The 23,556-nt window shown below is 72.7% G+C and carries 20 protein-coding genes and 1 riboswitch; of the genes, 12 read left to right on the top strand and 8 right to left on the bottom strand.

Features of this window, described 5'->3' with window-relative positions; genetic code table 11:
- Positions 1-51 precede the first annotated feature (51 nt).
- The 4 genes from AB0I22_RS22030 to AB0I22_RS22015 all read right to left on the bottom strand — a co-directional run bounded on the left by AB0I22_RS22030 (position 52) and on the right by AB0I22_RS22015 (position 4,982).
- The gene (locus AB0I22_RS22030) at positions 52-171 is read right to left on the bottom strand and encodes a SapB/AmfS family lanthipeptide (protein ID WP_363132534.1); all 120 of its coding nucleotides are present in this window, start codon (positions 169-171) and stop codon (positions 52-54) included.
- Positions 172-207: 36 nt separating this feature from the next.
- Positions 208-2,982, bottom strand: coding sequence for a class III lanthionine synthetase LanKC (lanKC, locus tag AB0I22_RS22025; RefSeq protein WP_363132533.1), 2,775 nt, complete (start codon positions 2,980-2,982; stop codon positions 208-210).
- A gap of 131 nt (positions 2,983-3,113) precedes the next feature.
- Positions 3,114-3,347, bottom strand: a complete 234-nt coding sequence (locus tag AB0I22_RS22020; RefSeq protein WP_363132532.1) for a ferredoxin — start codon at positions 3,345-3,347, stop codon at positions 3,114-3,116.
- Positions 3,348-3,521: 174 nt separating this feature from the next.
- Positions 3,522-4,982, bottom strand: a complete 1,461-nt coding sequence (locus AB0I22_RS22015; RefSeq protein ID WP_363132531.1) for an aldehyde dehydrogenase — start codon at positions 4,980-4,982, stop codon at positions 3,522-3,524.
- Between the two features lie 206 nt (positions 4,983-5,188).
- On the opposite strand from AB0I22_RS22015, the gene AB0I22_RS22010 reads away from it, so the two are divergent.
- From AB0I22_RS22010 to AB0I22_RS21985, 6 genes are all read left to right on the top strand, one after another.
- Positions 5,189-6,364, top strand: a complete 1,176-nt coding sequence (locus tag AB0I22_RS22010; RefSeq protein WP_363132530.1) for an MBL fold metallo-hydrolase — start codon at positions 5,189-5,191, stop codon at positions 6,362-6,364.
- Positions 6,365-6,422: 58 nt separating this feature from the next.
- Positions 6,423-6,566: riboswitch (cobalamin riboswitch) on the top strand.
- Positions 6,567-6,764: 198 nt separating this feature from the next.
- Entirely contained in the window at positions 6,765-8,030 is a 1,266-nt protein-coding gene (locus tag AB0I22_RS22005; protein ID WP_363132529.1) for a prenyltransferase/squalene oxidase repeat-containing protein, read from the top strand.
- The gene (locus AB0I22_RS22000; protein ID WP_363132528.1) at positions 8,027-8,707 is read left to right on the top strand and encodes an SCO2322 family protein; all 681 of its coding nucleotides are present in this window, start codon (positions 8,027-8,029) and stop codon (positions 8,705-8,707) included. Before AB0I22_RS22005 ends, AB0I22_RS22000 begins: the two co-directional genes overlap by 4 nt.
- A gap of 62 nt (positions 8,708-8,769) precedes the next feature.
- Positions 8,770-10,149 carry a CbiQ family ECF transporter T component gene (locus AB0I22_RS21995; protein WP_363132591.1) on the top strand — a complete coding sequence of 460 codons (1,380 nt, stop codon included), beginning with the start codon at positions 8,770-8,772 and terminating at the stop codon, positions 10,147-10,149.
- Entirely contained in the window at positions 10,146-11,846 is a 1,701-nt protein-coding gene (locus AB0I22_RS21990) for an ATP-binding cassette domain-containing protein (RefSeq protein ID WP_363132527.1), read from the top strand. Before AB0I22_RS21995 ends, AB0I22_RS21990 begins: the two co-directional genes overlap by 4 nt.
- Before the next feature lie 5 nt (positions 11,847-11,851).
- A complete protein-coding gene (locus AB0I22_RS21985) occupies positions 11,852-12,721 on the top strand; it encodes an ECF transporter S component (protein ID WP_363132590.1) in 870 nt (289 codons plus the stop codon).
- An 89-nt stretch (positions 12,722-12,810) separates the two neighbouring features.
- Here the strand turns inward: AB0I22_RS21985 and AB0I22_RS21980 are convergent, their stop codons facing one another.
- The 3 genes from AB0I22_RS21980 to AB0I22_RS21970 form a co-directional block, all read right to left on the bottom strand.
- Positions 12,811-13,359 carry a hypothetical protein gene (locus AB0I22_RS21980; RefSeq protein ID WP_363132526.1) on the bottom strand — a complete coding sequence of 183 codons (549 nt, stop codon included), beginning with the start codon at positions 13,357-13,359 and terminating at the stop codon, positions 12,811-12,813.
- On the bottom strand, positions 13,343-13,591 hold the full coding sequence (locus AB0I22_RS21975; protein WP_363132525.1) for a toxin-antitoxin system HicB family antitoxin: 249 nt from the start codon (positions 13,589-13,591) through the stop codon (positions 13,343-13,345). The genes AB0I22_RS21980 and AB0I22_RS21975 overlap by 17 nt, the downstream gene beginning before the upstream one ends.
- Before the next feature lie 116 nt (positions 13,592-13,707).
- The gene (locus AB0I22_RS21970) at positions 13,708-14,295 is read right to left on the bottom strand and encodes a GNAT family N-acetyltransferase (protein ID WP_363132524.1); all 588 of its coding nucleotides are present in this window, start codon (positions 14,293-14,295) and stop codon (positions 13,708-13,710) included.
- Between the two features lie 314 nt (positions 14,296-14,609).
- On the opposite strand from AB0I22_RS21970, the gene AB0I22_RS21965 reads away from it, so the two are divergent.
- Positions 14,610-15,056: a transglycosylase SLT domain-containing protein gene (locus AB0I22_RS21965; RefSeq protein ID WP_363132523.1), complete on the top strand. Its 447-nt coding sequence runs from the start codon at positions 14,610-14,612 to the stop codon at positions 15,054-15,056.
- Positions 15,057-15,167: 111 nt separating this feature from the next.
- Here the strand turns inward: AB0I22_RS21965 and AB0I22_RS21960 are convergent, their stop codons facing one another.
- Entirely contained in the window at positions 15,168-16,337 is a 1,170-nt protein-coding gene (locus AB0I22_RS21960; RefSeq protein ID WP_363132522.1) for a steroid 3-ketoacyl-CoA thiolase, read from the bottom strand.
- A 230-nt stretch (positions 16,338-16,567) separates the two neighbouring features.
- Between AB0I22_RS21960 and AB0I22_RS21955 the strand changes: the two genes are divergently transcribed.
- From AB0I22_RS21955 to AB0I22_RS21935, 5 genes are all read left to right on the top strand, one after another.
- Entirely contained in the window at positions 16,568-17,848 is a 1,281-nt protein-coding gene (locus tag AB0I22_RS21955) for a cytochrome P450 (RefSeq protein WP_363132521.1), read from the top strand.
- Positions 17,849-18,982: 1,134 nt separating this feature from the next.
- Complete coding sequence (locus AB0I22_RS21950; RefSeq protein WP_363132520.1) at positions 18,983-19,603, top strand: DUF6230 family protein; 621 nt, start codon at positions 18,983-18,985, stop codon at positions 19,601-19,603.
- Positions 19,594-20,145, top strand: coding sequence for a DUF6114 domain-containing protein (locus AB0I22_RS21945; RefSeq protein ID WP_363132519.1), 552 nt, complete (start codon positions 19,594-19,596; stop codon positions 20,143-20,145). Before AB0I22_RS21950 ends, AB0I22_RS21945 begins: the two co-directional genes overlap by 10 nt.
- Positions 20,145-20,852 (top strand): hypothetical protein, encoded by a 708-nt coding sequence (locus AB0I22_RS21940; RefSeq protein WP_363132518.1) that lies wholly within the window; start codon positions 20,145-20,147, stop codon positions 20,850-20,852. Before AB0I22_RS21945 ends, AB0I22_RS21940 begins: the two co-directional genes overlap by 1 nt.
- Positions 20,853-21,281: 429 nt before the next feature.
- The gene (locus AB0I22_RS21935) at positions 21,282-23,438 is read left to right on the top strand and encodes an MMPL family transporter (RefSeq protein ID WP_363132517.1); all 2,157 of its coding nucleotides are present in this window, start codon (positions 21,282-21,284) and stop codon (positions 23,436-23,438) included.
- The last annotated feature ends 118 nt before the right edge of the window (positions 23,439-23,556 follow it).

The raw sequence follows: 23,556 nt of genomic DNA, 5'->3' as shown, positions 1-23,556 counted from the left end.
GTCATCAGGGTTGTCAGAGACTCGTTGTCAGAGACTCGGATACTCAGACGCTCAGAGACACAGAACGATGCTCGCTTCGCTCCAGCACAGCAGGAGGCTGGCCTCGCTGCCGCCGCCACCGCCGTGCCCGCCGAATTCGGTTTCCATCGTCTGCAGGTCGAGAAGGGCCATGGTGGTTCCTTTCACAGTGGGGACTGAACTGTCTTGCTACGGACCCGTCTCCGGGGCCGGTTCGTGGTCCCGCCGGGGCGGCGGGAGGAAGGGGAGCCCTACGGGCTCGGTGTGCAGCGCGGCGCCCAGGGCGAGCAGACAGCCCGCGGTGCCGGTCGCCAGATCCATCGACAGGCGCATCATCTGGTCGCCGGGGAAGGCGAGATGGCCCTGGTAGGGGACCGCGTACCAGGCGAGGGCGGCCAGTTGGGCGGCGAGGCCGCCGGCGGCGCCGGGTACGGTCGTACGGCTGAGGTGGAGGATCGATCCGCCGCGGCCCCGGAAGAGGCCGGGCTGCGCGTAGAAGCGCGACTTCGCGGCGGGCAGGATGCCGGACCGCGCCGACTCGAACTCCTCGTCGGTCCGGTGCGCCGCGAAGTCGTCGAGCACCGCCCCGATGCCGATGCTGCCCTCGCCCAGATACGGCAGGGTGCGCCAGCCCTCGTCGACGACCAGGGTGCCGCGGTCGTTGCGAACGCACACCGCGAGGTCCTGCCGCAGGGCGTCGGCCGCGAGGTCCAGCAGGGCCGCGTCGCCCGTACGCTCGTACAGCCGCAGGAAGAGCAGGGCCGGTCCGCTCGCCCCGTGCAGCAGTCCGGCGCGGGTCCGCTTCCCGGCCTCCCGGACCCGGGCCAGCCGGGCGGCGGTGAGCTCGGCGACCTCCAGGGCCCGGCCGCGCAGGGCGGACTCGCCCGTGGTCGCCGCCAGGTGGTCGAGCGTGAGGCCCAGCCCGGCGAGTCCGCTGTTCAGGTCGGGGGACAGCCGCTGCCACTTCTCGCTGAGCACCTGTTCGACCAGGTCCAGCGCGGGCTCGGGGTGGCCGAGCCGGTCGAGTACGTACCCGGCGCCGAGCAGGCCGTCGTAGAGCCCGAGCGGCGCGCCGCGCGGCGGGTCGCCGGCCTGGCGCAGCAGCCACTGCTCGCCCTGCTCGTAACGGGCCGCGCCCACCTCGCCGAGCGCGTACAGCACCCCGGCCGCGCCGTACGCGAGGCCGAGGCCGCCGCCGGTCTCGAACTGGGAGATGTCGCCCGGGAAGAGCCGGTCGTCGCGCTCGGGGGTGGCCGACGCGAGGATGGCGCGGACCATGGAGTCACGGCTGAGCGGCCACTCCGCGGGCTCGACGGGCAGGTACCGCTCGGCGGAGGCCGAGGGAGCCGTGGAGGCCGACCCGGCTGACGGGCTCGTGGAGGCCGAGCCGGCCGACCCGGCTGACGGGCTCGTGGAGGCCGTGGAGACCTCGTCCAGCAGGCGGTACGGCCGCCCCTCAGTGACCGGCTCAGCAGCCGTGACCGCCGTAGCCGCCCCCTCCGGCGCTCCCGTGACGCGCGCGATCTCCCGTACCGCGTCGTCCCAGAACTCCTGGGGCACATCGGGGAATTCGTCGGCGGCGACGGCGGCGAGGTGTGCCGCCTTGTCCCGGTCCATCACCAGCAGCGTGGTCATCGGCAGGAACAGCGCGAGGCCCAGACACGCGAGCGCGTAGCGGTCGACGTCGAAGCCCCGGCGGTCGGCGGGGGCGATGAAGCCGGGGTGGGCGACGGCCTGCCGGTGGTTCTCGTCGACGTGCGCGGCCGTCTCGAAGTCGAGGAGCATCACGGACTCCTCGTCGGGCGCGACCATGATGTTGAACATGTGCAGGTCGTTGAAGACCACGTCGCGGCTGTGCACGGCGGCGACGGCCGCTCGTACCGCGCCGTGGACGCGCAGCGCCCAGCGGGTGTAGTCGGCGACGGCGGCGGGGTCCGGGGCGGCGCCGATCAGAGGGTGCCGCCGCGCGTAGAACGAGTTGAGGGTGGTGCCCTCCAGGTAGTCCATCACCAGGAAGCGGTGGTCGCCGAGGGTGAACCAGTCCCGCACCTCGGGGGCCACGCCGAGGCCGGTCAGCCGCTCCAGGGCCGTCTTCTCGCGCTCCAGGCGGGTGACGGCGTCGGCCCGGTCGGCGGCGAGTCCCGCGTGCGGCCGGGCTTCCTTGAGGACGACCTTCGCGCCGGTCCGGGTGGACTGCCCCGCGTAGACGCCGCCGCCGTTGGAGAAGTGCAGGGCCCGCTCGATGCGGTACGGCAGTTCGGTGGTGGTCGTGGCGTTGCGGGCGGCGAGCTGCGGTTCCAGGAAGGCGGGCAGCGTCACCCAGTCCGGGACGTGGAAGGCCGGGTCCCGGCGGTCCGGGATCAGCTGGCCGTCGGCGTCCTCGATGGCCGAGACGAGGGAGCCGGCGGCGTCGAGACAGTAGCGGGGTGCGAAGCCGCCGTATCTGACGTACAGCGGGCCTTCGTTCCAGCGCAGGTCGGAGAGGATGTACGGGCCGGGTTCGCCGGCCAGCAGCGCGCCCAGCTCTTCGAGAATGAGGTGGAATTGCCGGTCGTCGGCCGGGTAGATGGTGACGAATTTCCCGCTCGATCCGCGCGGCGCGTACTTGGAGTTCCGCAAGTGGAGCGGGCGCGGGCCGGGGACGAACTTGAAGGGAATGGCCCGCGGAACGCAGTAGTCCCACACCTTCGCGGCGGTCTTCTCGGCGTTCTCCAGACACGCGGAGACATGGACCTTCCACCCCTGCTGGGGCCTTCCCGGAAGGGATTTCCCCTCCGGGGTCACGGGGCTGACATGGAGCCAGTCCCCGGAGAGGAAGGACCGCCATCCTTCGGGGACGGCGCGCTGGGCGGCCTCGTAAAGCGGGCCGGAACCACCGGTTCCAGGGGCCGCGGCGGAGAGTCGGTCCGGGGTCTCGTAGAAGTACTTGTCGGCAAGGCAGAAGACCTCGTACCGCTTGTCCACCGGACCCCCCTCGACGACGTTGCATCGAGATTTCCACGCCGCCGGGGGGACGGACAGTCACGGTTGTCATGAAGCGGCCGTGCGGAACTCACAAGTAACCGCTATTACGCGCTAGTAGGTGAGCGCGTTCCCTATTCCTCGGGTGGAAATACCGCCTCTCCGCTCGCGAGCACCGTGATGGAGATGGCCTCGACGGGACAGCCCTCGGCCGCGGCGAGCACGGATTCCGAGGCGTCCCGTTCGGCGGCCACCGGGTGCGACTGGCGGGCCTCGTCGAGCCGGAAGCCCTCGGGCGCGGTGCTCGCGCACATGCCGGAGCCGATGCACACGCCCCGGTCCACCTCGACGTGCCAGCGGTCGCTCATCAGCTGTCTCCCTCGACGTACGGGCGGTCGCCCATCAGCTGTCTCCCTCGATGTGCCGACGGTCCCTCATCAGCCACCTCCCTCGACGTGCCGACGGTCGCCCATCAGCCGCCTCCCTCGACGTGCCGGCCGTCGCCCATCAACCGTCCCCCTCGATGTGCCGGCAGTCGCCCATCAGCTGTCCCCGTAGCCCGCGGGCAGGTGGATCATCTTGTGCTCCAGATACTCCGAGAACCCCTCGGGCCCGAACTCCCGGCCCAGGCCGGAGTTCTTGTAGCCGCCGAACGGTCCGAGCATGTCGAGGCTGAAGGTGTTCACGCAGTACGTGCCGGTGCGCACCCGGCGCGCGACGTCGATGCCGCGCTCGACGTCGGCGGTCCAGACGCTGCCGGACAGGCCGTAGTCGGAGTCGTTGGCGATCCGTACCGCCTCCTCCTCCCCCTCGTACGGGATCAGGCAGACGACCGGGCCGAAGATCTCCTCACGGGCGATCCGCATGGAGTTGGAGACGTCGCCGAAGAGCGTCGGCTCCACGTACCAGCCCGTCTCCTGGTCCGCCGGGCGTCCGCCGCCGGTGAGGAGTTTGGCCCCCTCCCGCTGCCCGATGGCGATGTAGTCCAGGGACCGCTGCCGCTGCCGCCGCGCGACCAGCGGGCCGATCTCGGTGGCGGCGTCGAGCGGGTCGCCCACCACGAGCGCGCCCGCGGCGGCGGCGAGCCGCTCCGCGATCTCGTCGTAGCGGGCGCGGGGCGCGAGCACCCGGGTCTGGGCCACGCACGCCTGCCCGTTGTTCATCCAGGCGCTGGGCACGATCCCGGCGACGGCCGCCTCCAGGTCGGCGTCCGGCAGGATGACGGCGGCCGACTTGCCGCCCAGTTCCAGGGTGACGCGGGTCAGGTTCCGGGCGGCCACCTCCATGACGCGCCGGCCCGCCTCGACCGACCCGGTGAAGGACACCTTGTCGACGCCGGGGTGCCCGACCAGGTACTCGCTGACCTCCCGGTCGGCCGGCAGGACGGACAGCACCCCGCGCGGCAGCCCCGCCTCGGCCGTGATCTCGGCCAGCAGATACGCGTCCAGCGGCGTCTCCGGCGACGGCTTGAGCACCACCGAGCAGCCGGCGAGCAGGGCGGGCGCGAGCTTCGCGGCGGCCACGAACTGCGGTACGTTCCACGGCACCACGGCCGCGACCACGCCCACCGGCTCACGCCGCACCAGCAGCGGCCCGAGCACTCCGGCCCGCCGCTCCTCGTACGGGAAGTCGCGCGCGACGGTGATCGCGCAGTCCCAGACCATCATCGCGCCGAGCGCCTGCGCGAGAACGCTCCAGGAGGAAGGGGAGCCGTTCTGGGCCGAGATGAGCCGGGCGATCTCCTCGTGGCGCGCGGCTATGGCGTCCTTGATGCGGGTGACGACCTCGATCCGCTCGTCCAGGGTGCGGCTCGCCCAGACGCCGGAGTCGAAGGAGGCGCGGGCGGCGGCGACCGCCTTGTCGACGTCCGCGCGCGAGGCGTGCGGCACCCGGCCGATGACCTGTTCCGTGTGCGGCGAGACGACCTCGATGGCGTCCCGGCCTGCCGGATCGGTCAACTCGCCGCCGATGAAGAGCTGTCCGTGCTCGATGAGGTCGCTCATGTCTGAGCCTCCCGCGGGTTGGCTTGGCCCCTGCCCGTACGGCCGCCGGTGCCGGCAACCGTTCTGACACTGCATCAGAACTGATACCAGTTCTAGTTATAGTGGGCAATGGATCCGACGCGGGACGCCGTGGGATACGGCCCGGCAGACGACGAACGGCCCGCCCGGCGACGAGACCGGGCGGCCACAGCGAGAGGGGACCCCGCATGGCGCACGTCACGGACCACGGAGGCGGGGTCTGGTCCATCCCCGTCCCCATACCGGACAACCCCCTCGGCCACACCCTCATATACCTCCTCGACACCGACGACGGCCCCGTCCTCATCGACACCGGCTGGGACGACCCCGCCTCCTGGGACGCGCTCGCCGCAGGGCTCACGGAGTGCGGCACGGCCGTCTCCGAACTGCGCGGCGTGCTCATCACCCACCACCACCCCGACCACCACGGCCTCTCCGGGCAGGTCCGCGAGGCGTCGGGCGCGTGGATCGCCATGCACCCCGCCGATACGGACGTGGTGCGCCGCACCCGGGAGACGGACCCCCTCCACTGGCTGGGCTACCTCGTCGACAAGCTCGCCGCCGCGGGCGCCCCCGACGACCACCTCGCCCCGCTGACCGCCGCGCTCGCCGAAGGCCGCGCCCGCCCCCTCCCCGGACACCGGGCCGCACTGCCCGACCGGGCCATCGAACCGGGCGAACTCCTCGACCTCCCCGGCCGCCGGCTGCGCGCCGTCTGGACCCCCGGCCACACGCCCGGCCACGTCTGCCTCCACCTCGAAGAGGCCCACCCCGCCGGCCGGCCCGGTCACGGCCGGCTCTTCTCCGGCGACCACCTGCTGCCCGGCATCACCCCGCACATCGGCCTGTACGAGGGCCCGGCCGCCGGGAAGGGAACGGCGGCGGGCACTCCGGGAGACGCTTCGGCAGGCCCTTCGGCGAGCGCTTCGGCGAGCCCTTCGGTGAGCGCGTCGACGGGCATTTCGCCAGACGCCTCGGCGAGCGCTTCGGCAGTCGTCCCGGCGGGCGCGGCCATCGACCCGCTCGGCGACTACCTCGCCTCCCTAGAACGCGTCGCCGCCCTCGGCCCCGCCGAAGTGCTCCCCGCCCACCAGCACCCCTTCACCGACGCCCCCGCCCGCGTCCGCGAACTCCTCGAACACCACCGGGCCCGCCTCGCCGACCTGCGCGAACTCCTCGCCACCCCCCGGACGCCCTGGCAGCTCGCCGTGGCCATGGAGTGGAACCGCCCCTGGGCCGGCATCCCCTACTCCTCCCGCAACATCGCCGTCTCCGAGACCGAGGCCCACCTGCGGCGGCTGGTGAAGCTCGGCCACGCGGAGGCGGTGCCGGGGAGCGAGCCGGTCACCTACCGGGCGGTGTGAAGAGAGGGGAAGGGAAGGTCCGCTCCGGCCCGTGAGCGGAGCGCGCGGAACCCGCCCGTTAGAGTGTTCTGCACAACTTCATCCCGCCTCGCCACGGGGAAAGCCGGTGCGACTCCGGCGCTGACCCGCAACCGTGAGTGCGGCCCGTACCGCGTGTACGGCCGTACGAGCCGGAGCACCCGCGCCGGGGCGAACAGGCTCCCGGAACCGGACGCGCCCGCCTGGCGGCGGCGCCCGGCCACCGGCACCGTCGAGGTATACGGAGCTGAGCCCGGTGCCACCGCGCGGTCTGGACGACAGTGCGCGGGTGGGCGGCCGTGCACGGCTGTGTACCACCACCGCTGTGTACCACGCTGTGTATCACCCACCGCTGCGACATTCACCGAGAGGCACCGACCCCATGGCCCCCTCCCCCGCCGTCCACGCGCGCCGCGGCGCCGCGGCTCTGGCCGCCGCCGCCCTGCTGAGCGCGGCCGCGGCCCCCGCCGCCTTCGCCGATTCGCCGCCCCCGGCGGCGCCGGGCCTGTACGGGACGACGAACCCGCAGTTCGACGGCGTGTTCCGGCAGTCGCTGGCCTTCCTCGCGCAGGACTCGGCGGGCGTCACGCCCGCCAAGCCGGCCGTGGACTGGCTGGCCGGGCAGCAGTGCGCGGACGGCGGCTTCGCCGGGTACCGGGCCGACACCGGCACAGCGTGCGACGCGAAGAAGGGCGAGTTCACCGACGCCACGGCCGCCGCCGTGCAGGGGCTCGCGACGGTCGGCGGGCGCGGCGCGGAGGTGAAGAAGGGGCTCGACTGGCTCAAGGCCACCCAGAACGAGGACGGCGGCTGGGGCGCGCAGCCCGGCAACCCCAGCAACGCCAGCTCCACCGCGACGGCCATCGGCGCGTACGCCGCGGCCGGCCAGGACCCGGCGAAGGCCGCCGCCAAGGGCGGCAAGAGCCCGTACGACGCGCTGCTGACCTTCCAGCTCGGCTGCGACGCCAAGGAAGGCGAGCGCGGCGCCTTCGCCTATCTGCCGCAGAAGGGGCAGCTGCTCGCCAACGACCTCGCGAGCGCGGCGGCGACGCTGGCCGCATCGGGCAAGGGGTATCTGGTGGAGCACCCGAGTGGTGGGGACAAGGCCCCGAAGCCGCTCGCCTGCACCGATGGCAACGGCAAGGGCAAGGCGGAGAACGCCTCCGCGGCGGCCGACGCCGGGTCCGCCTACCTGGCGGCGAAACTCGCGGGCAACGGGCAGCACCTGGCCTCCGCCATGGACCCCAAGTCCGACAAGCCCGACTTCGGGGCCACGGCCGACGCCGTCACCGCCCTCGCGGCGGGCGGCCACACCGACGCCGCGGGGAAGGCCATGGGGTGGCTGCGGGACGACAAGAACGGCGCCGCCGCCTGGGCCAAGGGCGACCCCGGCAAGCTCGCGAAGCTGATCCTCGCGGCCAAGGCGTCCGGGACCGACCCGCGCACCGTCGGCGGCGACCTCGTACAGCAGCTGAACGCGACGGGCCCGAAGCCGGAGGCGGCGGACTCGTCGAAGAAGGACGCGAAGGACGAGAAGAAGAAGGACGACAGCGGGTTCGGCGTCTGGTGGTTCGTGGGCGTCTGCCTGGTGGCGGGCATCGGCGTCGGCTTCCTGATCAGCGGCCGCAAGAAGAACCCGAAGCGGTGACGGGCGGCCTGCGCCGGGCGTTCGGCGCGGCGCTGCTCGCCGGGGCGCTCGCCGTCCTGGGCGCCGCGCCCGCGCACGCGGACGGCTACCGCTACTGGTCCTTCTGGGAGCGTTCCGGCCAAGAGTGGACGTACGCCACACAGGGGCCCTCTGTGGCGCGGCCCGACGACGGCGACACCCTCGGCTTCCGGTTCGCCGTCAGCCAGGACTCCTCGCAGGCGGCGAAGCCGCGCGGGGCCGCGGGCTTCGGCGCGATCTGCGCGGACACCCCGGCCAAGGGCGGCAGCAAGCGCGTCGCGCTCGTCGTCGACTTCGGCACCGCCGCCGACGCGCCGGACGGGCGTACGCCGCCCCCGGCCCGTACGGCCTGCGCGCGCGTCGGTACGGACGCCAGCGCGAGCGAGGCCCTGGCGGCGGTCGCGAAGCCGCTGCGCTACAACTCGGCGGCGCTGCTGTGCGCCATCGACGGCTACCCGAAGTCGGGCTGCGGCGAGCAGGTCGCCGACGGCGGGAAGAAGACCCCCGCGCCGAGCGGGTCGGACAAGGCCGAGGCCACAGACAAGGCGGACAAGGACGATGGCGGGGGCGGCCCGTCCGCCGGGCTGATCGGCGGCATCGCCGCCGTCGTCGCCCTCGGCGCCGCCGCCTGGTGGCAGGCACGCCGCCGCCGCGGATGAACGACCACCAAGCGCGGCGCCCCCGCGCCCGTACGACGGCGGACCAGCGGAACGGGCCGGTCATGGGCCGCGCCCGTGCTCCTCTGACCTCCCGGAGCAGCGCCCTGCACCCCGGCGCGTGGTGGCTGTGGGCGCTCGGGCTGGCCACGGCCGCTTCGCGGACCACGAATCCGCTGCTGCTGTGCCTGCTGGTCGGGGTCGCGGGGTATGTGGTGGCGGCGCGGCGTACGGACGCGCCGTGGGCGCGTTCGTACGGGGCGTTCCTCAAGCTGGGGCTGCTGGTGCTGGCGATCCGCCTGGTCTTCGCCGTCGTGCTCGGCTCCCCGATCCCCGGTACGCACACGCTCTTCACCCTCCCCGAGGTGCCGCTGCCGGACTGGGCGCGCGGGGTGCGGATCGGCGGCCGGGTGACGGCGGAGGGGCTGGTCTTCGCGCTGTACGACGGGCTCAAGCTCGCCGCCCTGCTGATCTGCGTCGGCGCGGCGAACGCGCTCGCGAACCCGGCGCGGCTGCTGAAGTCCCTGCCGGGCGCGCTGTACGAGGCGGGCGTCGCGATCGTCGTCGCCATGACGTTCGCGCCGAACCTCGTCGCGGACGTGGCGCGGCTGCGCGCCGCGCGCCGGCTGCGCGGCCGTCCCGACCGCGGCGCCAAGGCGCTGCTCCAGGTCGGGCTGCCGGTGCTGGAGGGCGCGCTGGAGCGTTCGGTGGCGCTGGCGGCGGCCATGGACGCGCGCGGCTACGGCCGTACCGCCCAGGTGCCGTCCGCTGTGCGGCACACCACGACCGCTCTGACGCTGGGCGGGCTGCTCGGGGTGTGCGCCGGTACGTACGGGCTGCTGGCCGCGCAGGGCGCGGGGTACGGGCTGCCGGTGCTGCTGGCCGGTCTCGCCGCCGCCATGGGCGGCCTGTGGCTGGGCGGGCAGCGCTCGGTCCGTACCCGCTACCGCCCCGACCGGTGGGGCGCGCGGGCGTGGCTGGTGGCGGGTTCGGGGGTGGCGGTGGCGGGGCTGATGATCTGGGCCGGTTCCTACGCGGCGCAGCCGCTGCACCCCCCGGCCGTGCCGCTGACCGCGCCGGACCTGCCGCTGTGGCCCGCGGCCTCGGTGCTGCTGGGGCTGCTGCCCGCGTTCGTCGCACCGGTGCCGCCGCGCGGGCCGCGGCCGTCGGACGATCCGCGCTTGTCCGGCGATCCGGGGCCGTCGGACGATCCGCGACCGTCGGACGATCCGCGACCGTCCGGCGATCCGCGACCGTCCGGCGATCCGCGACCGTCGGACGATCCGCACCCGGCGGACGATCCACGGCCGTCCGACGATCCCCGCCCGTCGGACGATCCCGAGGGCTCGGCACCCGCCCGCACGAGCCGCCGTACACCGTCCGCTCCGCACCCTCCGGGCGGCGAACCCGGCCCGTACCCGTATGCGAAGGAGGCCGGACAGTGAGCGCGGCGATCCGCTTCGAGCAGGTGTCGGTCACGTACGACAACGCGACGGCGCCCGCGATCCACGGCGTGGACCTGGCCGTTCCCGAAGGGGAGCTGGTGCTGCTGGTCGGGCCGTCCGGTGTCGGCAAGTCGACGATGCTGGGCGCGGTGAGCGGGCTCGTACCGCACTTCACCGGCGGCACGCTGCGCGGCCGCGTCACCGTCGCGGGCCGCGACACCCGCACCCACAAGCCGCGCGAGCTCGCCGACGTCGTCGGCACGGTCGGCCAGGACCCGCTCTCCCACTTCGTCACCGACACCGTCGAGGACGAGCTGGCCTACGGCATGGAGTCGCTGGGGCTCGCTCCCGACGTGATGCGCCGCCGCGTCGAGGAGACCCTCGACCTGCTCGGCCTCGCCGAGCTGCGCGACCGGCCCATCACCGCCCTCTCCGGCGGCCAGCAGCAGCGCGTCGCCATCGGCTCGGTGCTCACCACCCACCCCAAGGTGCTGGTGCTCGACGAGCCGACGTCCGCGCTCGACCCGGCCGCCGCCGAGGAGGTCCTCGCGGTCCTCCAGCGGCTCGTCCACGACCTGGGCACCACGGTCCTGCTGGCCGAGCACCGGCTGGAGCGGGTCGTGCAGTACGCGGACCAGGTGATCCTGCTCCCCTCCCCCGGCGCGGCGCCCGTCGTCGGCGACCCGGCCGAGGTCATGGCCCGCTCCCCGGTCCGCCCGCCCGTGGTCGACCTCGGCCGCCTCGCGGGCTGGTCACCGCTGCCGCTGTCCGTACGGGACGCCCGCCGCAAGGCCGGGCCGCTGCGCGAGCGGCTGGCCGGCCTCACTCCGCCCGCGCCCCCGGCCGGCGCCGGGGCGGACCGCCAGGGCCCTCGGAGTGGGGCGGCGCGCCGCCCGCGCCTGTTCCGCAAGGCGGTCGAGGAGAAGAGGGCCGACGCGCCGCCCGCCGCCGTCACCGGGCTCGCGGTGCGCCGGGGCCGCGTCGAGGCGCTCAGCGGCGTCGGGCTGACCGTGCGGGCCGGGGAGGCCATCGCGCTGATGGGCCGCAACGGCGCGGGCAAGTCCACCCTGCTGCGCACCCTCGTCGGCATGCACGAGCCGGCGAACGGCACCGCGCGCGTCGGCGGGCTCGTACCGCACCGCACCGGCCCGCGCGACCTGCTGCGCCACGTCGGACTCGTCCCGCAGGAGCCCCGCGACCTGCTGTACGCGGACACCGTCCGCGCCGAGTGCGAGGCCGCCGACCACGACGCGGGCGCGGCCCCCGGCGCCTGCCGGGCGCTGGTCGGCGAGCTGCTGCCGGACGTACCGGACTCCACGCATCCGCGCGATCTGTCCGAGGGGCAGCGGCTCGCGCTCGCGCTGGCGATCGTGCTGACGGCCCGCCCGCCGCTGATCCTCCTCGACGAGCCGACGCGCGGCCTCGACTACGCGGCCAAGGCCCGGCTCGTGGAGATCCTGCGGGCCCTGGCGGCGGACGGCCACGCGATCGTGCTGGCCACCCATGATGTGGAGCTGGCCGCCGAGCTGGCCCACCGGGTGGTGATCCTCGCCGACGGGGAGATCGTCGCGGACGGTCCGACGGCCGAGGTCGTCGTCTCGTCCCCCGCCTTCGCCCCGCAGGTCTCGAAGGTCCTCGCGCCGCTGCCCTGGCTGACGGTCCCGCAGGTACGCGCCGTACTGGAGCCGACCGCGTGACCGCGCTGCGCACCCCCGACGCGGCCGGGCCGACTGAGCCGACAGCGACGGCCGACCGGCAGGCGAGGGCGATTCGCCTCGGCCCCCGCTCCGTGGCCGCCCTCGCCCTGATCTCCGCGATCGGCGTGGCCGCCTTCGGTTGGCCGCTGCTCGCCGACTCCGCCTCCGGCCTCGCGCACTCCAAGGACGCGCCCTGGCTGTTCGCCGCCCTGCTGCCCCTGCTGCTGGCGGTCGTCGTGGCGACGATCGCCGACACCGGCCTGGACGCCAAGGCCATCGCGATGCTCGGCGTCCTGGCGGCGGCGGGCGCGGCCCTGCGGCCGCTGGGCGCGGGCACGGCCGGCATCGAGCCGATGTTCTTCCTGATGGTGCTGTCCGGCCGGGTGCTCGGCCCCGGCTTCGGCTTCGTGCTGGGCGCGGTGTCGATGTTCGCGTCCGCGCTGCTGACGGGCGGGGTGGGCCCGTGGATGCCGTTCCAGATGCTGTCGATGGGGTGGGTGTCGATGGGCGCGGGGCTGCTGCCGGGCCCCGACCGGCTGCGCGGCCGGCGCGAACTGGCGATGCTGGCGGCGTACGGGGCCGTCGCCTCGCTGCTCTACGGCACGATCATGAACCTCCAGGGCTGGCCCTACATCGGCGGGCTGACCTCGGGCGTCTCCTTCGTCCCGGGCGACCCGCTCCCCGACAACCTGGCCCGCTTCATCGCGTACTGCCTCGCCACATCCCTCGGCTGGGACCTGCCCCGCGCGGTCGTCACGATCACGTTGACGCTGGCGCTCGGGCCGACGGTGCTGAAGGCGCTGCGCAGGGCGACGCGGAAGGCGGCCTTCGACGCGCCGGTGGAGTTCGCCGGGCCTGAGGCGGGGCCGCGCTAGGCAGCGCCCCGAGGGGCGCGGGGAACCTGCGCGACCAGCCACGGCGGGCCCGCGGACGGCGCTCCGCGCCTTGGGCTCCCGGGGAACGCTCAGTTCCAATTGCGCGGGCGTCGTTCGGGCTCCTGCCAGCGGCGCAGTACGGCGGCGATGGTCCGTACCGTGCGCGCGGGGTTGCGCAGCTCGCGGGCCAGCTCGGCGACCGCGGCCCGGCCGGGCGTCCGTACGGGCCCCGACTCGCTGAGGTAGCGCACGGCGCAGGCGGCGGCGACGGTGGTGTTGGCGCGCTCCAGCCAGTCCAGGCTGAGCGCGTGCGCGAGGGCGGCGGCGCGCTCGTGGACGCTGTCGTAGACGGGGCGGCCCAGCAGCCCGGCCCGGTGCCGCTCCACGGCGGCGATGCCCACGCCGAAGTCCGCGGGGGCCCGGCCCCGGCCGTACGCACCGGCGTCCTCGGCGGTCTCCAGCACCCAGGCGAGATCGATGTCGGGCCCCTGGCGCTGATGCCCGTTGGTACGGGCGTACGGGCCCGGGGCGGCCGGGCCCTGGGCGGCCGGGCCGGTACCCGCACCGGCACCCGCGTCGGCACTCGCGCCCGCACCCGCACCCGCAGCCGCCCTGATGCCGTCAGCCCGAGACGGCACGCCGCGCCCCGCCGTCCACTCGTGCCGCCTCGGCCTCGATGAACTCTCCCCACTCCGCGATGAAGCGCCCGGCGGCCCGCCGCGACGCGGCGCGCTTGGTGTCGGTGTCGGCGTTGATCAGCCGCTCGATGTACTCGTTGAGGCTGATTCGCTCGTCCGTGGCCGCGTGCCGGGCCGCCTCGGCGGCCTCCTGCGACAGCCGGACGTTGAACTGCGTCTTGATGGTCCCCATGCGGGGAAGCTAGCCGGGCCTAGCGACCACTCACCAGCCTTGGCCAGCACCTGTCGGACAGCGACGGAGGCAGCGGCAACGGCCGAGTGACGGCCGCACCCCTCCCGCCGAGCGGGTCAGCCCTCCGGCGAGCTGGTGGGATCGGTGGCGTCAGAGGCGACAACGGGGCCGATGGGGAAGACCAGCTCCGGCCGGTCCCACAGCACCGCGGGCGGATTGGCGGGGATCACGCCGACCGGCCGCGCGCCCACGCTGCGGTAGAAGCCCTCGGCGGGCGGGTGCGAGACCACGCGGACGCTCTCCAGCCCGGCGGCGCGCGCCTCGGCGGTCATGTGCCGGACGAGGAGCCGGCCGATGCCGAGCCCCTGGGCCGCGTCGGACACGAACATCAGGTCCAGCTCCGGCGGCTCGACGACCAGCGCGTAGAAGCCGAGCACGGCGCCCGTACCGCCGGGGCCCGGCCCCCCGCCCGTACCGTCCACGCCCGCGCCGTCCGCTCCCGCCCCCTCGACGGCCAGGAAGACGCGGTGGGACTCGATGTAGTCGGGGCCCACGGTGTATCCGGCGACCATGGCCGCGTACTGGCCCTGGTACGCGCTGGATTTCCGTACGAGCCCGGTGAGCCGCTTCGCGTCCTTGGCGGTGGCCCGGCGCACCGTCACTCCGGCCGCTCGTCGCGCCCCGCCGGTAATCACTGAAGGCATGCGACGAGTATTACGCACCCGGGCCGCACGGCGGCCGAAATGTGAGGCCCCGCACAAGGACCTTCGTCACCTACGACCGCGCCTCGTAATGTCGCGGCCTCCGTCGCGGCCTCCGAAAAACCGGCTCTCACCTGCGGAGATATGGGTGCTCCCGCAGGCCGGGACCTTCCGCCCGGCGTGCGAGTTCCACTAGTAAGAGGGGGCATTGCGGACATTTCCCGTCGGATGCACTGTCGGTGGAGTCGCCGGAACGCAGGACGGTCCGGTTACGCACATCGCACTTCCCCCCTGCCCCCGACGGAAGGCTTTTCCCCGTGACGTCCCGCACCATCAGCCGCTTCACCCCCCGCACCAAGACCGCCGCTGCCGCCGCCACCGTGGCACTGGGCGCGGCCGGCGTCGCCCTCGCCTCCGTCCCGGCCCAGGCCGCGGCCCCGGCGGCCCCCAAGGCCCCGGTGAGCGCCACCGCCACCGGCAGCCCGCAGGCCGCCGCGCACAAGCTGATCCCGGACGCCGCGCAGTACCAGTGCTTCAGCAACATCGTCGAGCACGAGAGCGGCTGGAACCCCACCGCGACCAACGCGGCCAGCGGCGCCTACGGCCTCGTACAGGCCCTGCCCGCCTCGAAGATGGCCTCGGCCGGCGCGGACTACAAGACCAACCCGGAGACCCAGGTCAAGTGGGGTCTGGAGTACATGAACTCCACGTACGGCAGCCCGTGCGCCGCCTGGTCCTTCTGGCAGTCCCACAACTGGTACTGAGCCGGACGGACCCAACAGCACCCCTGAGGGGCCGACGTCGCCGACGTCGGCCCCTCAGGCCGTGCGGATGCCACGCGAAGGCCATACGGGGGGGGCGGGCGCGGCGCCGTCTCACAGCCGCTGAATGATCGTCCCGGTCGCCAGCGCGCCGCCCGCGCACATCGTGATCAGCGCGAACTCCTTGTCCCTGCGCTCCAGTTCATGCAGCGCGGTGGTGATCAGCCGCGCCCCGGTGGCCCCGACCGGATGGCCCAGCGCTATCGCGCCGCCGTTCACGTTCACCTTCGCCATGTCCTGCTCGAAGACGCGCCCCCAGGACAACACCACTGAAGCGAAAGCCTCGTTGATCTCCACGAGGTCGATGTCCTTCAGCGCCATCCCGGCCTTGCCGAGCACCGCGCGCGTCGCGTCGATGGGCCCGTCGAGGTGGAAGTGCGGGTCGGAGCCGACGAGCGCCTGGGCGACGATACGGGCGCGGGGCCGCAGCCGCAGCGCCCGCGCCATCCGCTTGGACGCCCACATCACGGCGCACGCGCCGTCCGAGATCTGCGAGGAGTTCCCGGCCGTGTGCACGGCGGTCGGCATGACGGGCTTGAGGCCGCCGAGCGCCTCCATGCTCGTATCGCGCAGCCCCTCGTCCCGGTCGACGAGCCGCCACATGCCTTGCCCGGCCGTCTGCTCCTCCTCGGTGGTGGGCACCTGGACCGCGAAGGTCTCGCGCTTGAACCGCTCCTCGGCCCAGGCCTCGGCGGCGCGCCGCTGCGAGGCGAGACCGAGCCCGTCGACGTCCTCACGGGTCAGCCCGCGCCGCTTGGCGATCCGCTCGGCGGCCTGGAACTGGTTGGGGAGGTCCACATTCCACTCGTCCGGCCAGGGCTTGCCCGGCCCGTGCTTGGACCCGCTGCCCAGCGGCACCCGCGACATGGCCTCCACGCCGCAGCCGATGCCGATGTCGATGACACCGCCCGCGATCATGTTGGCGACCATGTGGTTGGCCTGCTGGGACGAGCCGCACTGGCAGTCGACGGTGGTGGCGGCCGTCTCGTACGGCAGTCCCATCGCGAGCCAGGCGTTGCGCGCCGGGTTCATGGACTGCTCGCCCGCGTGCGTGACCGTGCCGCCGACGATCTGCTCGACGCAGTCCGGCTGAATGCCCGTACGGGCCAGGAGTTCGCGGTACGTCTCGCCCAGCAGATAGGCGGGGTGGAGGTTGGCGAGCGCGCCCCCGCGCTTGCCGATGGGGGTGCGTACGGCTTCGACGATGACGGGTTCCGCGGCCATGACTCGTCCTCTCCTCGCGTCCGCAGGGCGTCCCGGCGCCCACGGCAGAACTAGTACCCGTTCTAGTTCTGCACGCAGTCTCACGACTGCCGCCCCCGGTACGCAAGGGGTGTGCACGCACCACGTCCGCGCCGAGCGGGCAACAGATGACGCCGCGACCCTTGCGACCTATAGAACTCGTTACTACCTTCAGGCCAACTTCTGATGGGCCGTCAGACCTGGAGTGGCCGATGTCCTGCCCAGTACACCCCGAAGGACTGCCCGACGGACTCCGCCAAGGACTCCCCCACGGACTCCCCGAAGGCTTCGACTTCACCGACCCCGACCTGTACCACCAGCGGGTGCCGCTCCCGGAGTTCGCGCGGCTGCGGGAGACCTCCCCGGTCTGGTGGAACGCCCAGCCGCACGGCATCGCGGGCTTCGACGACGACGGGTACTGGGTCGTCACCCGCCACGCCGACGTCAAGGAGGTCTCCACCAAGCCGGAGACCTACTCGGCCGGCCTCAACACCTCGATCATCCGCTTCAACGAACACATCCAGCGCGAACAGATCGACGTACAGAAACTCATCATGCTCAACATGGACCCGCCCGAACACACCCGGGTCCGCCAGATCGTCCAGCGCGGCTTCACCCCACGCGCCATACGGGCGCTCGAAGACGCCCTGCGCGACCGGGCCGCCAAGATCGTGGCGGAGGCGAAGGAGAGCGGGCGCGGCGACTTCGTCACCGACATCGCCTGCGAACTGCCGCTCCAGGCCATCGCCGAACTCATCGGCGTGCCGCAGGAGGAGCGGGCCAGGATCTTCGACTGGTCCAACAAGATGATCGCGTACGACGACCCCGAACTGGCCATCACGGAAGAGGTCGGCGCCAACGCGGCCATGGAACTGATCTCATACGCGATGAACCTCTCCGCCGCCCGCAAGGAGTGTCCGGCCAAGGACATCGTCAGCCAGCTCGTGGCCGCCGAGGACGAGGGCAACCTCGGCTCGGACGAGTTCGGCTTCTTCGTCCTGCTGCTGGCGGTCGCGGGCAACGAGACGACGCGCAACGCCATTTCGCACGGCATGCACGCGTTCCTCACCCACCCCGAACAGTGGGAGATCTACAAGCGCGAACGCCCGGCGACGGCGGCCGAGGAGATCGTACGGTGGGCGACCCCGGTCATCTCCTTCCAGCGCACGGCCACCCACGACACGGAACTGGGCGGGGCCCACATCAAGAAGGGCCAGCGCGTAGGCATCTTCTACGCGTCGGCCAACAACGACCCGGAAGTCTTCGACCACCCCGAACTCTTCGACATCACCCGGGACCCCAACCCCCACCTGGGCTTCGGAGGCGGGGGCCCGCACTTCTGCCTGGGCAAGTCCCTGGCGGTCCTGGAGATCAACCTCATCTTCAACGCCATAGCCGACACCCTCCCCGACATCCGCCTGACGGACCCGCCGAGGCGCTTGAGGTCGGCGTGGCTGAACGGCATCAAGGAGATGGGGGTGGCTTACGGGTAGGGGGTTGGCAGCAGGGCGTCGGGGTGGGGCGTTGCTGGGTGGGGCGGTATTGCGCCCTGCCGACTGCGGCTCTCGTCTCGGACCCTCCGGGTCCAAGGCGCTAGCAGCGGGAGGGGAGGGGGCCGGGCTGCTGTTGGTTTGCTGGCTGTCGCCGTGTGTGTGGCTGGGGTCAGGGATGGCTCGCTGCGCTTTGCCCGCTGGTTGCTGCCGCGAAGTGGTCTCGGTGGGGCTTTCGGGTGGGGGTCGGGGGTGGGTTGCGGCCCAATGATCCGGCAGGGGCGGGGAGTGGGTGGCCTGGGCTGGTTCGCTGGCTGTCGCCCGGTCCTAGGTTGAGGTCAGGGAGGGCTCCGCTGCGCTGCGCGGCCGGCGGCTGCCTTGTGGAGGGCCTCGTTGACTACCAGCAAGTAGGTAGGAGTTTCCATCAGGCAAAAGCGCCATATCGGGCGCGGAATCGGATGGAAACCCCAACCGGTTGCCCATTCAACCTGCCAGGCCGGACATACCGGGCACGCAGGCGTCGGAGGGGAGTTTCCACACCCGCACACCCCTCCCCTGGGTGCGGAAACCCTCCCCGGACAGCAACCACCACCAGGCGCAGCGCAGCGAGCCGCACTCCCCTGCTCACTGCCGTGGATCACAGGCCCAAGCCCCAAACCCACCCGCACCCGAAGATCCCTGCGCCAACCCCATCGCGGCAGCAACCAGCGGTGAAGCGCAGCGAGCCTTCTCTAGCCCCGGCCGAGAACCCGCCCGCAGTCAGCAAGCCGAGAGTAGCCCGGCCCCCTCCCCTCCCGCTGGTAGCGCCTTGGACCCGGAGGGTCCGAGACGAAACAAGCACCCACCCACCGGCAATACCGCCCCACCCAGCCCCACACCCCCCACCCAGCAGCACCCCACCCACCACCAACCACCCACCACCAACCACCCCCTCCCCCCAACTCCCCTCCCCCCTCGCCGCAATTCGGTACGTTCCCGTACCTTGCCAGTGGTCATTGGCGGACTTACTCTCGGGTACACCGCACGGTTGGCATGACCTCTACACGTAGTTCAGCAGCTCAACCGCATGGTCACGCCGCCGCTCCCCACATGTGATTCGACAGCGCTACGCGACGCTCATCGAAGGGGCAACACGACATGAAAGACGCACACGGCAGACAGGTGACGGGTCGGGTCAGGTGGCGGAGGTTCGCCGTGCTGTCCGTGCCCGGGTTCGCGGTGACGGCGGCGCTTGCCATCGCCCTCGCCAACGGGGCACTGGCGGCGTCGTTCGCCGTGTCCGGGCAACAGTTCAAGGTCTCGGCCACCAGCCTCAAGGGCGACGGCTTCGCCCAGTACGGCAGCATCGACACCAACGCCCGCGGCGATCTGCTGCCGGTGGCCGTGACCGCCATCAAGAAGGCCGAGCTGCACAATCTCTGTCAGTCGGTCGTCACCCACCTCCCCGTCGTCGGGGACATCTCCCTGAAGCTCTCCGCCGGTGGCGGCGGCAAGCCCGTCGAGGCCAAGGACCTGTTCGTGGACGCGACGCAGCTCTCGGGCAACGCCGCGTTCAACAACATCGAGATCGGCCGCGACGCCTCGACGCTCGACAAGGGCCCGGACAGCGCGCAGGGCCTTCAGGACCTGTTCGCCCAGCAGGCCGACGACGTCAGCATCACCGACCTCAAGCAGACCGCGTGGGCCACCAACGCCGCGACGTTCAAGCTCACCGGGCTGAGCATGAACGTGTCCAAGGGCAAGAAGGAATGCTTCTGATCCGGCGCCGGTGGCGGCAGTGGCGCCGGGGCCGCCCCTTCTGGGGCGGGCTGGCCGCCATCATCGCGGGCGCCGAGATCTGCGCCATTCCGCTCGCGCCGCTGAAGGTCATGCTCCAGCAGGGCATCGCCGGTATCCCGTCCGTGCTCATGGGCGCGGTCATGATCCTGATGGGGCTCGCCGCCTGGTTCGCCCCGCAGTACCGGTCGCTGGCCGGGATCGTCACGGTCATGGTCGCCGCCGCCGCGCTGGTCATGTCCAACCTCGGCGGGTTCCTCGTCGGCACCCTCATCGGGATCGTCGGCGGTGGCCTGATCTTCGCCTGGCAGCCGCTCCCGAGCACGGACGAGACACCGCCGGACGCACCTCATGGCGCCTCGCCGCATGGAGCCGCACCGCCCGGAGACGCCCAGCCTACGGACGTACCACCGCCCACAGGCGCCCCACCCGCAGGCGCCCCACCCACCGGCGCCAGCTCCAGAAGCACCGCCCCAACCGCACCCACCAATCTCCGCAAACCCTCACCCCTCAAGGAGATCTGATGAGACGTCAGCCCTTACGCGCCCGCGCCCTGCCGGCCCCCGCGGCCGGGCTCGCCTTCGCCGCCGCGTTCACCCTCGGCGGCGGCACCGCCGGTGCCGAGGCGCCCCTCTCCACCACCGGTACCGGCGTCGCCGCGGCGTCGACCACCGTCACCCCGGCCGGGCACCACTTCGCCGCCAACCTGACCGGCAAGGCCACCTTCAAGGCCGGTGCCGTGACGGTGACGTGTTCCGTCTCAAGTTCCGTACCCGGCGCGGGCGACAACAACAAGGTTCCGGCGGCCCCCGGCAACACCAACCCCTCGGGCCCGGTCTCGAACCCCATCAACGCGCCCGGCTTCAGCTCCTGCACCGCCAGCCTTCCCGGCGTGACCGCCACCATCACCACCAGCGGCAACTGGGGCGTCTCCATGCAGAACGGCTCCCCGACCACCGCGAGCCTGACGATCCCCACCGGCGGCTTCGTCCTCCAGACCAACGGCCTGGCCTCCTGCACCGTGACCGCCGCGCCGACCGCGCCGGCGAACATCGCCGGGACCTGGGCCAACGGCGCGCCGTCGAAGCTCGGGTTCTCCGGCGCATCCGTACCGGTCCACGTCGTCGGCGGCTTCGGCTGCCCGACCAGCTCCACGTCCTCGACGTTCAATGCCACGTACAACGTCACGGACACGACCGACACCGCGTCGCAGATCACCGTCACCGGCTGACCGGCTGACCGGCTGACCGGCTGACCGGCTGACCGGCCATCTGACCGGCCAATCCAGCCAGTCAGCCAAGCCACCCCCAAGCAAACCAGCACTAATCGCCACCAAAGCGCACACTGAGTGACATCACGCGCCCCGCCGCTCGGCCGAACGGCCCGGACCGGCCCAGCGATCCCGTCGGCCCGGCCCAGCACTCCCACCGGCCCGCCTCCGGCCCACCAACCGGCCCCCGGCCCCCGGCCGAGCGGCGGCACCCGCATCTCACCGAGCCGTTACCCGCCCGTCACGCCCCATAGCAGCCCGCATCGCCGCCCACCCGCCGCCACTCGCCACCGCCCGCACCGGCTTCAGGATTCGAGTCGCGGAGGCACCCGCCCCGCCCCATCATGGTGGGACGCGACGATCCGAGTCGGGGGCGAGCGGGAGGCTTCCATGTTCGCAAGTCTGGGCCGCTTCGTGGTCCGTCGGCCGTGGTGGGTGATCCTCGCCTGGGTCATCGCCGCCGCGGCGGTCATCTCGCTCGCTCCCAAGCTCACCTCCAGCAGCGACGAGGCGAGCTTTCTGCCCGGCGACTACGAGTCGATCAGAGCGTCGGACGTCCAGGAGAAGGACTTCCCCCAGCAGCAGAACATCGGCGCGATCATCGTCTTCCAGCGCTCCGACGGCGCTCGGCTGACCGCGCGGGACAGCGCGTCCGTGGCGAAGATCGCCACCGCGCTGAACAAGGAGAAGATCAAGGGCATCGACTCCGTCGCGCCCGGCCCGCTCTCCCCCAACAAGAAGGTGCAGACCGCCGCGGTCGCCATGCCCAAGGTGACCGACCCGGCCGACAAGTCCCCGCAGGACGCGGTCAAGGAGCTCCGCAAGGACCTGAAGCCGGACCTCGACGGTACGCGGCTCAAGGCGGGCGTCACCGGCTCCGCCGCGCAGGCGCTGGACGAGAGCGACTCCTCCGCGCGTGCGGGGATGCTGGTGGCGGCCGGCACGGTGGTGATCATCGTCCTGCTGCTGCTGGTCATCTTCCGCAGCCCGATCATCGCGCTGCTGCCCGTCGTCCTCATCGGCCTCATCTCGCCCATGGCGACCGGACTGATCGCCTCCGCCAACAAGGCGTTCGACATGAAGGCCGACAGCTCCGTCCAGGAGCTGCTGACGGTCGTACTCTTCGGCGTCGGCACCGACTACATCCTCTTCCTCCTGTTCCGGTACCGGGAGGCGCTGCGCGCCGGTGAGGACTCCAAGAGCGGCATGGTGCACGCCGTGGAGCGGGTAGGCGAGGCCATCGCCTCGGCGGCCGGCGCGGTGATCGTCGCCTTCGCCGCGCTCGCGCTGTCCACCCTCGGCATGCTCAAGTCGATGGGTCCCGCGCTCGCCATCGCGGTGTTCGTGACGCTGCTGGCCGGGCTCACGCTCGTACCGGCCGTGGTGTCCCTGCTGGGCACCCGGGTGTTCTGGCCGTCGAAGGCGTGGCGGCACGAGCCGAAGGGGGCCGCCTTCACCCGGCTCGGGACGTCGATAGCCCGCCGCCCCGCCGTCTGGGCGCTGATATCCGCCCTGGTCATGGGCGGGCTGGCGGTCGGCGCGCTCGGCTACCGGGCCAACTTCGACCTCGCCGGCTCCTCGCTGCCGAAGACCAAGGAGTCGATGGTGGCGATGCGGGACATGCAGAAGGGCTTCCCGGCCGGCACGGTCGACCCCACCTCCGTCTATCTCTCCTCGGACGACGACCGCCCGTTGAGCGCGGCGCAGGCCGCGTCGTTCCGTACGGACCTGGGCAAGGTCAAGGGCGTCGGCTCGGTCTCCGCGCCGAAGCTCAGCCCGGACCGCTCCACGGCCTCGTACTCCGTCGTCCTGTCCAACCCGCCCGCCTCCGACGAGGCCCTGTCGACGGTGAAGGACCGGCTGCGGCCGGCCGCGCACGACGGCGCTCCGCAGGGTACGAAGGCGCTCGTCGGCGGCATCACCGCCGTCTACGTCGACATCAACAAGGCCGTGGACCGCGACTATTCGGTGGTGTTCCCCGTCGCCGCGCTGTGCATCATGGTGATTCTGGGGCTGCTGCTGCGCAGCCTCGTCGCGCCCTGGTATCTGATGCTGTCCGTCGCCCTCGGCTTCGGCGCGACGCTCGGCGCGACCTCGATCATCTTCCAGCAGATCGGCAGCCAGCCGGGGCTGATGTTCATGCTGCCGGTGATCATGTATCTCTTCGTCGTCGCGCTCGGCACCGACTACAACATCCTGATGGTCTCCCGGCTGCGCGAGGAGGCCCGCGAGGGCCGCGGCCCGCACGACGCGGCGGGCACCGCCATCCGCCACTCCGGGCCGACGATCGCCGCGGCGGGCGTGATCCTCGCGGGCACCTTCGCGACGCTGATGCTCGCGGGCAACTCCACCCTCTCCCAGATGGGGTTCGCGCTGTCCTTCGGCATCGTGGTGTCCGCGTTCGTCATGTCGATGGTCTTCACACCGAGCCTGACGGCGCTGATCGGACACGCGGCGTGGTGGCCGGGACACGGCGACGAGAAGCGGGAGACCGCCGCACCGACGACCGCGTCGCCCCCATCACCGCCGTCGCCCCCGACTGGCTGAGCGCAAGGGGTACGGCGCGTACGGACCGTACGGGCCCTGCCCGGCACGCCAGTACGCCCGTACGCCCTCACTCCCGTACGCCCCGCACGCCCCCGTCAGTACGAGCCTCCGCACGGCG

The sequence above is a fragment of the Streptomyces sp. NPDC050610 genome (assembly GCF_040654875.1).
Taxonomy (GTDB): domain Bacteria; phylum Actinomycetota; class Actinomycetes; order Streptomycetales; family Streptomycetaceae; genus Streptomyces.
The sequence above is the reverse complement of the archived record's forward strand: the minus strand, read 5'-3'. Positions and strand labels throughout refer to the sequence as shown.